The 12,487-nt window shown below is 71.1% G+C and carries 9 protein-coding genes; 5 read left to right on the forward strand and 4 right to left on the reverse strand.

Translation table 11 applies throughout. The annotated features are described in order from the left end of the window. Positions 1-8: 8 nt before the first annotated feature. The 3 genes from ACSHXN_RS07855 to ACSHXN_RS07865 all read left to right on the forward strand — a co-directional run bounded on the left by ACSHXN_RS07855 (position 9) and on the right by ACSHXN_RS07865 (position 3,218). Positions 9-1,217, forward strand: coding sequence for an MAB_1171c family putative transporter (locus tag ACSHXN_RS07855; RefSeq protein WP_438302845.1), 1,209 nt, complete (start codon positions 9-11; stop codon positions 1,215-1,217). Continuing rightward, on the forward strand, positions 1,201-2,688 hold the full coding sequence (locus tag ACSHXN_RS07860; RefSeq protein ID WP_355139765.1) for an NAD(P)/FAD-dependent oxidoreductase: 1,488 nt from the start codon (positions 1,201-1,203) through the stop codon (positions 2,686-2,688). Before ACSHXN_RS07855 ends, ACSHXN_RS07860 begins: the two co-directional genes overlap by 17 nt. A gap of 305 nt (positions 2,689-2,993) precedes the next feature. Next, complete coding sequence (locus ACSHXN_RS07865; protein ID WP_355139767.1) at positions 2,994-3,218, forward strand: hypothetical protein; 225 nt, start codon at positions 2,994-2,996, stop codon at positions 3,216-3,218. A 1-nt stretch (position 3,219) separates the two neighbouring features. Here ACSHXN_RS07865 and ACSHXN_RS07870 read toward each other — a convergent pair whose 3' ends face one another. Beyond that, on the reverse strand, positions 3,220-3,903 hold the full coding sequence (locus tag ACSHXN_RS07870; RefSeq protein WP_355139769.1) for a 4'-phosphopantetheinyl transferase family protein: 684 nt from the start codon (positions 3,901-3,903) through the stop codon (positions 3,220-3,222). After that, complete coding sequence (locus tag ACSHXN_RS07875) at positions 3,848-4,756, reverse strand: metallophosphoesterase family protein (protein ID WP_355139771.1); 909 nt, start codon at positions 4,754-4,756, stop codon at positions 3,848-3,850. The genes ACSHXN_RS07870 and ACSHXN_RS07875 overlap by 56 nt, the downstream gene beginning before the upstream one ends. Positions 4,757-5,088: 332 nt before the next feature. Between ACSHXN_RS07875 and ACSHXN_RS07880 the strand changes: the two genes are divergently transcribed. Then, positions 5,089-6,216, forward strand: coding sequence for an ATP-grasp domain-containing protein (locus ACSHXN_RS07880; protein ID WP_355139773.1), 1,128 nt, complete (start codon positions 5,089-5,091; stop codon positions 6,214-6,216). Positions 6,217-6,409: 193 nt separating this feature from the next. Further along, positions 6,410-8,095: a carbohydrate binding domain-containing protein gene (locus tag ACSHXN_RS07885; RefSeq protein WP_356111370.1), complete on the forward strand. Its 1,686-nt coding sequence runs from the start codon at positions 6,410-6,412 to the stop codon at positions 8,093-8,095. Positions 8,096-8,145: 50 nt separating this feature from the next. Here ACSHXN_RS07885 and ACSHXN_RS07890 read toward each other — a convergent pair whose 3' ends face one another. Both ACSHXN_RS07890 and ACSHXN_RS07895 read right to left on the reverse strand, forming a co-directional pair. Continuing rightward, a complete protein-coding gene (locus tag ACSHXN_RS07890; protein ID WP_355799172.1) occupies positions 8,146-9,396 on the reverse strand; it encodes an alpha-L-fucosidase in 1,251 nt (416 codons plus the stop codon). Positions 9,397-9,399: 3 nt separating this feature from the next. Further along, a complete protein-coding gene (locus tag ACSHXN_RS07895) occupies positions 9,400-12,453 on the reverse strand; it encodes an alpha-mannosidase (RefSeq protein ID WP_438302846.1) in 3,054 nt (1,017 codons plus the stop codon). Positions 12,454-12,487 lie beyond the last annotated feature (34 nt).

Raw genomic sequence — 12,487 nt, forward strand, 5'->3', positions numbered from 1 at the left:
ACGAGATCATGGACGGGTCCAGTTACTACATTCCGGCCGCCGCGATGGGCGTGGCGCTCTCCGTCAAGGCGCCCGCGCTCATCCGCTCCTGGCGCGACCCGCTGCTGCGGTCGGTGTGCGCGCTGCTCTCGCTGGCCGGCCTCGTGTTCTTCTTCGCGGCGCCGCCGACGATCGCGAAGGTCAACGACGTCACGGGCATCACCAACGTCTCGGCACCCTTGGTGTACTGCCTGCTGAGCGCCTTCAGCGCCTCCTGTCTGGTGCTCGTCGTCAACTGGCGTGGTGGTCCTCCCGAGGAGACCCGCCGCACCACGCGGCGGATCGCCGCCGGATACGGCGTCGTGGTGATCGCCCTGATCACGCTGTTCCTGCTCGGGGACGCGCCGGTGGAGCGGCTGGTCGACTTCGACACGTACTACGCCCGCACCCCGTACATGCGGGAGATGATCGTGCTCTACCTGGTGGCGCTCACCGTCGCCGGAGTCGCGATGAACTTCATGTGCGGCCGCTGGGCCCTCCAGGTGCGCGGCTGGCTGCGCGCGGGACTGCTGATCATCGTCATCGGTTATCTGTTCAACCTGGCCTATCTGACGACCAAGTTCACCGCCGTCGTCGCCCGCTGGAACGGTCACGACCTGGACTATCTGAGCAGCGACGCGGCACCTGTACTGGCCTCCGCCGGGGCTCAGATCAGCGCGGTGGGCTTCTGCCTCCCGCTGGCCTGCCGGCGCGTCGGCGACAGCTGGAGCTCGTGGTCGACGTACCGCCGGCTCGGACCGCTGTGGCGTGAGCTGCGACCGGTCTCCGCCCACGCGGCGCGCGGGGTGCGTATCGCCTGGTGGTCGCCCGTCGCACTGCAGGTGACACAGCGGGAGTCCGACATTCACGACGGCATGCTCGGCCTGTATCCCTACTTCGACACCGGGGTGCGCTCGCGCGCCTACGACGCCGCCGTGGCCGCGGGCTCCGACCCCGCCCAGGCGCAGGCCGAGGCCGACGCGGCGATGGTGACGGTTGCGGTGCGGGCGAGGGCCGCCGATCCGGACGGCACGGTGATCAGTTCGGCAGGGGCGGGCAACGCCCTCGCCGCATCCCCCGAGGGTCCCCGGGACCTCGTGCGGATGTCGATCGCTCTGCGTCACTCACTCGTCGTCGCGGCCGCCCGGGAGCCGGCCGGGACCAGGCCAGGAAGCGACTTCCATGAGCGAACCCGCTAGCACCCCCACGGGTGCGGCACCCCGTAGAGCCGTCGTCATCGGCGGCGGCATGGCCGGCATGCTGGCCGCCGCGGCACTGAGCTCGTACGCCGACGTCACCGTCGTCGAACGGGACGTGCTGCCCGAGGGCCCCGAGCCGCGCAGGGGACTGCCGCAGGCCCGGCACGTGCACGTGATCTGGTCCGGGGGCGCCCGCGCCATGGAGGACCTGCTGCCGGGGGTGACCGACGCCTGGCTGGCAGCGGGCGCGCGGCGCATCCCCCTGCCGACCGGGCTCGTGTCGATGCAGCCGCGAGGCTGGTTCCGGCGCTGGCCGGAGATGCAGTTCATGATCGCGTGCAGCCGTGATCTGCTCGACTGGGTCGTCCGCGAGCGCATCGCCAAGAACGACCGCGTGACCGTGCTGCAACGGACCGAACTGCTGTCACTCGAAGGCGACGAGTCACGGGTGACGGGCGTGCGCATGCGGACGGCCGACGGAGAGGAGCACGTACTCGCGGCCGACCTGGTCGTGGACGCGTCCGGGCGCGGTTCCCGGGCCTCGCTCTGGCTGGAGGCACTCGGCGTGCCCGAGGCGCCGCTGGAGGAGGTGGACTCCGGACTCGTCTACGCCAGCCGGATCTTCCGGGCGCCGCCGGGTACCGAGGAGTTCCCGTTGGTCAACGTCCAGTCGGATGCGACGATTCCGGTGCCCGGACGGACCACGACCATCGAGCCCATCGAGGGCGGACGGTGGCTGGTGACGCTCTCCGGCACCCGTGGCGGGGAACCGCCGTCCTCCGCCGAGGAGTTCGAGACGTTCGCCCGCGAGAGCGTCCGGCATCCGGTGGTGGGTGAGCTGATCGCCCACGCGGAGCCGCTGTCGGATCCGGCCGTCACCCGCAGCACGGTCAACCGCCGGCGGTTCTACGAGCGGATCAAGGGCTGGCCGGAGGGGTTCCTGGCGCTCGGCGACTCGGTGGCCACGTACAACCCGGTGTACGGACACGGGCTGTCCGTGGCGGCCCAGGGCGCGCTGGCGCTGAGTGAACTGCTGGCCGTGCACGGGCTGACGGCGCCGGGACTGGCGCGGCGTGCGCAGCGGGCGGTGGCCCGTCCGGTGGCGACCGCCTGGGAGTTCGCGACCAGCACCGACATCCACTATCCGGATGCGCTCGGCAAGCCCCCGAGCCTCGCGAACCGCCTCCTGGGCGCGTACGTCAATCGACTGATGCTCACGGCGACCGGGCGCCCTCTGGTGGCCCGCGCGTTCTTCGACGTGATCACCCTGTCCAAACCCGTGGGCGAACTGCTGCGACCGGCGGTGGCGATCGCCGTACTGCGCGGCCCGCGCCGTCCGCGGCTGACGGAACCGCCGCTCACCCCGGCCGAGTGGGCGGCGGTCACGGGTGTCGCGAGGAGTGGGCAGACGGCAGAGCCCTCCGTACCCGACGACGGTGCACGCACCGCCGACGCGACCGGCCGGCCCTGACCGCACGGCCCCGCGCGGCCGCTCGCCCGGGTGATGTGCTGACGCACAGTCAGACGGGCGAGCGGGCGCCGGCCCTGTGTCCGCGTGGTGCCCGGCACGGAGTGCGAGTCGGGGTCGGCGAGCGGATTCACGCCCGCCGAGCGGGCGAACCCGCGGCTGCGGAAACGGGATTGTCAGTGGCGGACGGCAAGCTGGAGGTGCGCCACCCGGTACGCGCGGCGACGGGCCGCTCGTCCGGGGGTGCGAGCCGTGCAGATGCCGCCGCGCGACGACCGTCGCCCGGCCGACCCGGGGAGAGCCGACCGATGCCGACCGCCGTACTGACAGACCGTGAGCGCGCCGCCGTGCAGGCCTATCTGCGCCTCCTCCACACCGTGCGAGCCGCTTTCGACGGACCGGCGGACCCGTGCCGACCACCCGTGGTCCCGACCGCCGCCCTCGCCGAGGCGGACCGGGCGCTTGCCGCGGCCGGACTCACGGGCACGGATGAGGAGTTCTTCCGGCTGCTCGGCGACTGGTGTCCGCCGTGAATCAGGCGCGGGGCACGACGACGGCCGTTGCGGCGAGCCCGTGACCCGTGGTCCAGCGTCCGTCGAAGGCCTCAATGCGACGGCCGTCGACCACCGGTCCCGGGACCAGCAGCCGCGCCCGGAAGCCGCCGGAGACGTCGAAGGCGCCGCCCGGATCGATCTCTATGTCGGCCTCCAGGAAGTCGAGCCACAACCCGGTCAGCGGGAACCACGCCTTGTAGACGGACTCCTTCGCACTGAACAGCAGCCGGTCCCAGTGGACGGACGGGCGGCTGCGGGCGAGGTCCCTCAGCCGCGTCCGCTCGGCGGGCAGTGCCGTCACGTCCAGCACGCCCTCGGGCAGCCGGTCGTGGGGCTCGGCGTCGATGCCCAGCGAGACCAGTTCTCCGGCCCGGGCGAGCGCGGCGGCGCAGTAGCCGTCGCAGTGGGTCATGCTGCCGATCAGGCCGTCCGGCCAGCGCGGTGCGCCGCGCTCGCCGGGCAGAACGGGCTGGGGCGGCACACCGAGCTTCTCCATGGCGTGCCGCGCGCAGGCCCGGACGGCCGTGAACTCCCGCCGCCGCTTGTCGACGGCTCGGGCGACGACGGCCTCTTCCTCGGGGTGGAGGACGGCGCCGTCGGCGACGGCGTCACCGTCGAAGGCCTCCACCACCACGACCGATCCCGGGAGCAGATCCTCGAACACCTTCTCGAACCTCCATCGGCAGAATGCGGCGCAGTCTCCCGGGCGGCTCCGGGCGGGGGCCCCATTCACGGGGGTAGCCGACCGACACCTCTTCGAAGCGGACGCCCTCGTGGTGGGTGGTCCGCGGGATGTGGAGATGGCCGTACACCATGCAGGCGACCCGGAAGCGGTGATGCCAGTCGGCGGTGAGGTCGGTGCCGCACCACATGGCGAACTCGGGATAGCGCAGGATGTCCGTGGGGTGCCGGTCCAGCGGGTAGTGGTTCACCAGCACCGTGGAGAGGTCGCCGGGGATCTCCTCGAGCCTGCGCTCGGTCTCGGCGACGCGGACCCGGCACCACGCCTCGCGGCTCGGGTAGGGGTCGGGATGCAGCAGGAACTCGTCGGTGCACACGATCCCGGTGCCGTGCGCGTACTCGAGTCCCTGCTCCTTGGTCGTGCAACCCTGCGGCAGGAACGAGTAGTCGTAGAGCAGGAAGAGCGGTGCGACGGCCACCGGGCCGCCCGGTCCTTCCCAGACCGGGTAGGGGTCCTCGGGGGTGATCACACCCAGTTCCCGGCAGACGGCCACGAGGTGGTCGTACCGCTCCACGCCGCGCAGGGTCAGGGAGTCGTTCTTGTGGGTCCACAGCTCGTGGTTGCCGGGTGCCCAGATCACCTTGCGGAAACGGCCGGCGAGCAGTTCGAGGGCCCAGCGGACGTCGGCGACGGTCTCGGCCACATCACCGGCCACCAGCAGCCAGTCCTCACCGGAGGCGGGGTGCATGCGCTCGACGAGGGCCCGGTTCTCGGGATACCCGATGTGCAGATCACTGATGGCGAGCAGCTGTCCACGGCCGTCCGTCGGCTCCACCCTCGCCCCTTTCGAGCACCGAATGGGAACACGAGAACACATGGGACCACCGAGGGACAAGGACGACCCGCGGCAGGTACCCGACTGCCTCGGGAAACACCCTGCGGCCGGTACACATGTGCCGCGCGGAACCCTTCCTGTCGCCGCGGCGAACGGCTGGGGAAATCCGTAACACGCGCGTAGCGATGAGGGGGTCCGAAGGGCCTATGATCGCCCCAACACACTCGCCTCGGACGCCTTTCCGCGTACGGCGGTTCGGTGTACCCCTCCCTCGACCCCTGGCCGGGCACGGCCTGCTCCGCCGTGCCCGCACACCCTGAAAGGCGGCCTGCATGGTCTCTCGCGTACGCGTCTGGCTCAACCGCACGTACGCGGAGAACGTGTTCTTCATGGATCAGCTGCGGCGAAATCCCAGCGACCGGGCCGTCGAGATCCACGCCACGCACGGCGACCCCGACTCCCCCATCCTCGCCGCGGCGGACACCGCCGACCTCGAACCCGAAGGCCTGTCCCCGGCCGGATACGTCGAGTACGCCCTCGATCAGTGCATACGCCGCGGTATCGACGTGTTCGTGCCCCGTCTGCACCAGGACGCGATCGTCGCCCACCGCGCTGAGTTCGAGGCGCTCGGCACGGCCCTGCTGGCACCGCCCGCTGAGGCGGTGGCGGTCTTCCAGGACAAGGCGACGGCTTATCAGGCCGCCGAGTCCATCGGGGTGCCGGTTCCGCCCTGGTGGCGGGTCCGCGACGAGGAGCAACTCCTCACGGCGGTGGAGAAGTTGGAGGCAGGCGGGCACCGGGCGTGCTTCAAGCCGGCGGCGGGCGCGGGCGGCGTGGGCTTCCGCGTCATCACACGCACCCCCTTCTCGCTCGCGCACCTCAGCGGGTTCCCGAGCGCCTATGTCCCGCTGGACCTGGTCGTCCAGGCGGTGCGCGAGGCCGTCGAGCCGGTCGACTGGCTGGTGATGCCGCGACTGGAGGAGCCGGAGGTGTCGGTGGACTGCCTGACCGGCCCCGACAACCGCATCCGGATGGCGGTGGGCCGCACCAAGATGGGCCGCCGCCGGGGCTTCACGCTCCACGAGCAGTGGCTGGAGCCGGCCAGGCGACTGGCGGAGGGCTTCGGGCTGCACCATCTGTCCAACATCCAGTTCCGGATGTACGGCGACGAGCCGGTACTCCTGGACGTCAACACGCGCCCGGCGGGCGGACTCCACCAGTTGTCGCTGTGCGGCGTCAACGCCCCCTGGGCAGCAGTGCGGTTGGCCCTCGGCGAGGACCCGGGAGAGGTGGTGCCCCCCTTCCTGGGGACGGACTACACGGTGGTGTCGGGACCGCGGCCGCTGCGCGCCCTCTCCGTGCCGCAGCACAGGACGGACGAGATGGAGCAGACACCCGTGCTACCGACGGCCCCGGTCGGCACGGTCGAGGTCGACGCCGCGCAGGCGCTCCCTCTGTAGCGCGGCTGCCGGACGCGGGCCGCCCACGGCCGCCGCGCGGCGCGGCAGAGCGGCGTCGCCCCCGCGGCCCGCACCGGTCTGGACCAATCCACACCGACACCCTTGACAGCGGGATTGGTCCACACCAACTTGGTTGCGCACCCCCTGCACTCTTCTGCACTCCCGAACCCCCCATCATCTTCAGGGAGATCGCGTGCGCACACTCCTCGGACGTTCCAGACGTGCCTTCTTCGCACTCGTCGGTTCCGCCGCGCTGGCCCTGGCCGGCGCGGTCGCCCTCCCCGGAACCGCCCAGGCGGCCAACATCCTTTCCAACCCCGGCTTCGAGTCCGGCAGCCTCTCACCCTGGTCCTGCACCGGAAACCTGGGCTCCGTCGTCTCCAGCCCCGTCCACGGGGGCTCCAAGGCCCTCGCGGGCGCGGTGAGTTCGAGCGACAACGCCCAGTGCAGCCAGACCGTCGCCGTCCAGCCGAACACGACGTACTCGCTCAGCGGATGGGTCCGCGGCAGTTACGTCTACCTCGGTGTGAACGGCGGTGCCTCGACCTGGACTTCCTCACCGTCGGCCTACAGCCGGCTCTCCGTCTCCTTCACCACCGGCGCCTCGCAGACCAGCGCCACGATCTATGTGCACGGCTGGTACGCGCAGGGCACGTACTACGCCGACGACATCAGCCTGGACGGACCCGGTGGCGGCGGGGGCTCGGACACGCAGGCGCCGACCGCGCCGACCGGGCTCACGTCCACCGGCAAGACCTCCTCCAGCGTGTCCCTGTCGTGGTCGGCCTCCTCGGACAACGTCGGGGTGACGGGGTACGACGTCTACAGCGGCTCGAACCAGGTCCTGAGCGTCTCCGGCACCTCGGCCACGGTCAGCGGGCTCTCCCCCAGCACCTCCTACACCTTCACCGTCAAGGCCCGCGACGCGGCCGGCAACGTCTCGGCGGCCTCCAACGCGGTGGCCGTCACGACGAACGCGGGCAGCGGCGGCGGCTCCGGCTTCAAGCAGGCGGCACCGTATCTGTTCGAGGGCTGGGGCGATCCGCCGAGCCCGAGCACGGTGATGAGCGCGACCGGCGTCAAGTGGTTCACGATGGCGTTCATGCTCGACTCGGGCGGCTGCAACCCCGCCTGGGACGGCAACCGTCCACTGACGGGCGGCGTCGACCAGACGGCCATCAACCAGATCCGCTCCGCCGGCGGTGACATCGTCCCGTCGTTCGGCGGCTGGCAGGGCAGCAAGCTCGGCGCCAACTGCTCGTCCGCGAGCGCGCTCGCCGGGGCCCTGCAGAAGGTGATCGACGCCTACAGCCTCAAGGCGATCGACATGGACATCGAGAACACCGACGAGTTCGAGAACGAGGCCGTCCAGGCCAGGATCCTGACAGCCCTGAAGACCGTCAAGACCAACAACCCCGGCCTGAAGACCATCGTCACCTTCGGTACCTCGACGACCGGTCCGTCGTACTACGGCAACCGTCTGATCGAGCAGGCGAAGTCGCTGAACGCCGACATCGACGTCTTCACCATCATGCCGTTCGACTTCGGCGGCGGCTCCGACATGTACGGCAACACGGTGAACGCGGCCGAGGGCCTGAAGGCCAAGCTGAAGTCGACCTTCGGCTGGGACGACGCCACGGCCTACGCGCACATCGGCATCTCCGGTATGAACGGCCTGTCCGACCAGCAGGAGAACACCACCCCGGCGATCTGGACCCAGATCCGCGACTGGGCGAACGGGCACCACATCGCCCGGCTGGCCTTCTGGGCCGTCAACCGCGACCGGCCCTGCCCCGGCGGCGGCGTGGTCAGCAACTGCTCGGGCATCAGCCAGAGCAACTGGCAGTTCACGTCCATCACGGCCGGATTCACCGGCTGAGCGACGGTGTGGGGGGTGCCCGGCCCGGGCCCCCCCACGTCCTGGTCGACTCAGAGACGGCCGGAACCGCGGTACAGCTCCAGTTCGCCGTCCAGTTCCACGGCGAGCACCGTGGCGTGCGGGTCCAGGTCGGCCGCGGACGGCGGCTCGATCCACAACACCCCGGGGGTCTCGTGCAGTCCACCGGTGACCCGGTGCGCCAGTTCGGTGCCGCTGCCGAGCACGCTGACCCTGCGCACCGAGCCGAGCAGCCCGCGCACGTTGATCTCCGCGCGCGGGGCGTCGAAGAGCATCAGATACAGCGTCCGGCGGTCCGCCGAGAGGGTGCTCGGGCCGTAGTGGTGCCCGGCGGGCAGCCCCCGCAGGGTCCCGTACACGGCGTCCTCGTGCCTGCGGATCCAGTCGCCCAGTCCTTCGAGACGCCGGGCCTGCTCGTCCGGGATCGTGCCGTCCTCCCGGGGGCCGACGCTGAGCAGCAGATTGCCGCCGCCGCCGATCGTCTCGGTGAAGTACCGGATCAGCTGGTCCACGGACTTGTGGTTGTGGTCGTGATGCTGGTGGCCCCAGGAGTCGTTGATCGTCAGACACAGCTCCCAGGGGCCCTCCGGCGGTACGACGGGAGCGCCCTGTTCGGGTGTCGCGTAGTCGCCCTCGCCGAGCATCCGCGCGTTGAGGACGACCCGCGGCACCTCGGAGCGGATCAGCGCGGCGAGCTCGCGGATGCGCCACTGCTCCTCGCTGCGCTCCCATTCTCCGTCGAACCACATCAGGTCGGGCCGGTAACGGCTCGTGAGCTCGCGGACCTGGCCGTCCCGGTAGGCGATGTACCGCTCCCAGGCGTCCAGGTCCTCGTCGTCCGCCGCGACCTCGGAGTACCGGTTGTCCTCCTGTTCCGGTGGACGCCCCGGCCTGCGTGTCGAGGCGTAGTCCGGGTGGCTCCAGTCGGAGTGCGAGTAGTACAGGCCGACCTTGAGGTCCTGCTCCCGCAGGGCGTCGGCATAACCGGCGATCAGGTCGCGGCCGACGCCGAGGCCGCCGTGCGCGCTGTCCCACAGGGCGACACCGTCGTGGTGCCGGCTCGTGAGCACGGCGTACCTGGCTCCCGCACGGGCGAACAACGCCGCCCATGCGCGGGGGTCGTAGCGCGACGCCGTGAAGCGGTCGAGCTGGGACATGTACCGCTCGTAGGGGACGATGTCGTCGTAGAACGACCAGGACTCCTGGACGCCGTCGACGGCGTATATCCCCCAGTGGATGAAGATCCCCAACTTGGCGTCGGTGAACCAGGGTTGCATGGGCACAGGTCAGCTCACCCCGGCGCGCTGCAGCCGCAGCGTCAGGATCTGGAAGGGCCGCAGCGCGACGCGGACACCGCCGTCGGCGTCCCGTTCGGCGTCCTCCAGCGGCCGTTCCAGCAGATCGGTCACCTGGGCTCCGGCGAGCGCGAACCCGGTGCGCAGCACACCCTGCGCCCTGCCGCCCCGGGACTCGTACAACCGCACCACCACATCGCCGGAGGCGTCGTCGGCGAGCTTCACCGCCTCGACGGTCACGCCGTCGCCGTCCACGGAGACGACCGGTTCCGGCGCGCCCGCCGAGTCCGCGACCCGCAGCGGCAGGTTGAGGGCGTATCCCTCGGCCACCGCGTCCTCGATGCTCGCGCCCGGCAGGAGCGAGTACGTGAAGCGGTGCCTGCCCTGGTCGGCCTCCGGGTCCGGAACGCGCGGGGCACGCACCAGGCTGAGGCGCACCGTGGTCGTCGTACCGCCGTCGTCACGGACCGTGCGGGTGACGTCGTGGCCGTAGGTGGAGTCGTTGACGACCGCCACGCCGTAGCCGGGCTCGCCGATGTGCACCCAGCGGTGGCCCGAGACCTCGAAACGGGCCGCCTCCCAGGTGGTGTTGGTGTGGGTGGGCCGCTGGATGTGGCCGAACTGGATCTCCGCCGAGGAGTGGGCTGCCCGGATGTCCACCGGGAAGGCCGCCTTGAGGATCTTCTCGGTCTCGTGCCAGTCGATCTCGGTCTCGAAGTCGACGCGCGGGCTGCCGGCGCGCAGGGTGATCGTCTGTGTGATCCTCGAGCCCTTGCCGAAGGTCCGCTCGACGCGGATCGCGCCGAGGAGCGGGTCGTTCTCGACCACCGTGACCGAGTCCGCTTCGAGCAGGTCCGTGTACCGGTTCCGGTAGTGCTTGTCGATGTCCCAGGCGTCCCAGTAGTTGGGCAGGTCCGTGTGCAGCCGGAGCAGGTTGCCCGGGTCGGCGAGCACTTCACGGTCGGCGCGCAGGTCACGGACGGAGGACAGCGTCCCGTCCTCGGCCACCTCGACCCGGACCAGGCCGTTGCCGAGGACGTGGCCGTCGGCCGTCACGGCCGCGGGAGCCGAGCCGCCGGTGAGAGCCGCGCTCGCGCCCGCCGGGACCTCCACGTACGCCGTCCCGCCCTCGGGTGTGCGGATCACCTCGGCGCGGGCGTACGGGCTCGTGTTGAAGACCCGGGGCCCGCCGTCGCCCAGCGCGGCGACCGCCTCGGCCGTCAGCTCCTCCAGCTCCGCCGCCACGCGGGCGTACTCGGCCTCGGCCTCGCGGTGCACCCAGGCGATCGACGATCCGGGCAGGATGTCGTGGAACTGGTGCAGCAGGACCGTCTTCCACAGCCGGTCGAGCTTCTCGTACGGGTACGACCAGTCCGGCGCGTGCAGCGCCGCCGTGGTCGCCCACAGCTCGGCCTCGCGCAGCAGGTGCTCGGAGCGGCGGTTGCCCTGCTTGGTGCGGGCCTGGGTGGTGTAGGTGGCGCGGTGCAGCTCGAGGTACAGCTCGCCGACCCACACCGGAGCGTCGGGATACTCCTCCCGCGCGGCCTCGAAGAAGGCGTCGGGGTGTTCGACGACGACCTTCGCGGACCCCTCGAGGTCCTTCAGCCGCCGGGCGCGTTCCATGATCTCGCGGGTGGGGCCGCCACCGCCGTCACCCCAGCCGAAGGGCGCGAGGGAGCGCGTGGCGCTGCCCTTCTCCTGGTAGTTGCGTACCGCGCGGGCCATCTCCTCGCCGCTGAAGCAGGCGTTGTAGGTGTCGACCGGCGGGAAGTGCGTGAAGATACGCGTACCGTCGATGCCCTCCCACCAGAAGGTGTGGTGCGGGAACTTGTTGGTCTGGTTCCAGGAGATCTTCTGGGTGAGGAACCACTCGTTGCCGGCGAGTTTGGCCAGCTGCGGGTAGGCCCCGGTGTAGCCGAAGGAGTCGGGCAGCCAGACGCCCTTGGTCTCGACGCCGAAATGCTCGATGAAGAACCGCTTGCCGTGGACGAGCTGGCGGGCCATCGCCTCGCCGCCGGGCAGGTTCCCGTCGGCCTCGACCCACATGCCGCCGACCGGGGCCCACTGGCCCTTCTTCACGGACTCCTGGATACGGGCCCATACGCGCGGGTAGTTGTCGCGGACCCACTCGTACTGCTGGGCCTGCGAGCAGGCGAAGACGAACTCCTCGTACTCGTCGGCGAGTGAGGTGACGTTCGAGAAGGTGCGGGCGGTCTTGCGCTTGGTCTCCCGGATCGGCCACAGCCAGGCCGAGTCGATGTGCGCGTGGCCGACGCCGGAGACGGTGTGGGCGCTGGCGTGTGCGGGCCTGGCCAGCACCGGCCCGAGCACCGCGCGGACGGCGGCCGCGGAGCCGGAGACGTCGTCGAGGTCGAGGGCGTCCATCGCCCGGTCGAGCGCGTGCAGGATCTCGTGCCGACGCGGGTCGTGCTCGCCGAGCTCCGCCATCAGCTCGCGCAGCACCTGGAGGTCCAGGTCGAGGTGCCACACGTCCTCGTCGAGGACGGCCACGTCGGCGCGCCTGAAGGTGTAGAGCGGCTTGTCGCCAGCCGTGAGCACATCACCGAGCGGGGTCGGGCGCGCGAAGCCGCCCGCGAGGATGTCCGGGTTGGAGGCGGCCTCGACGAGGTAGTGGATCTCCTCGCCGCCCACCGCCGGATCGGCGATCGGGACGTACTGGTTGAGCGGGTTGACGGCCTTGAGCGGTGTCCCGTCGGTCAGGTGGACGAGGGCCTCGGCCTGGTTCCCCGGCCAGTCGCCCACGAAGCCGAGGTCGATGACCGCCTCGACCCGCTTGCCCGCCCAGTCGTCGGGCACCCGGCCGCTCATCCGGAACCAGGTGGTGCCCCAGGGCGGGCCCCAGGGGGTGTCCATCGTGAAGGGGGCGTACGGGGCGGCTGCGGCCTCCGTGAAGGGGACCGGCTCGCCCGGCGCCTGCCATGCCGCCACCTCGAGCGGTACGGAGGCGGCGTAGATCGCGGGTTTGATGCGCTGGCTGTGGACGCGCTCGACGCGCTCCTCGATCCGACGGCGTTCGTCGTGCATGAAGGGTCTCCAGGGGAAGGGAGGTGTGCGGAAG

The organism is Streptomyces sp. HUAS TT11 (genome assembly GCF_051553595.1).
GTDB lineage: Bacteria > Actinomycetota > Actinomycetes > Streptomycetales > Streptomycetaceae > Streptomyces.

Excerpts from the sequence above, each read along its gene's own strand:
- ACSHXN_RS07855 (WP_438302845.1), top strand. The coding sequence starts at position 9 with ATGGACGGGTCCAGTTACTACATTCCGGCCGCCGCGATGGGCGTGGCG.
- ACSHXN_RS07860 (WP_355139765.1), top strand. The coding sequence starts at position 1,201 with ATGAGCGAACCCGCTAGCACCCCCACGGGTGCGGCACCCCGTAGAGCC.
- ACSHXN_RS07865 (WP_355139767.1), top strand. The coding sequence starts at position 2,994 with ATGCCGACCGCCGTACTGACAGACCGTGAGCGCGCCGCCGTGCAGGCC.
- ACSHXN_RS07880 (WP_355139773.1), top strand. The coding sequence starts at position 5,089 with ATGGTCTCTCGCGTACGCGTCTGGCTCAACCGCACGTACGCGGAGAAC.
- ACSHXN_RS07895 (WP_438302846.1), bottom strand. The coding sequence starts at position 12,453 with ATGCACGACGAACGCCGTCGGATCGAGGAGCGCGTCGAGCGCGTCCAC.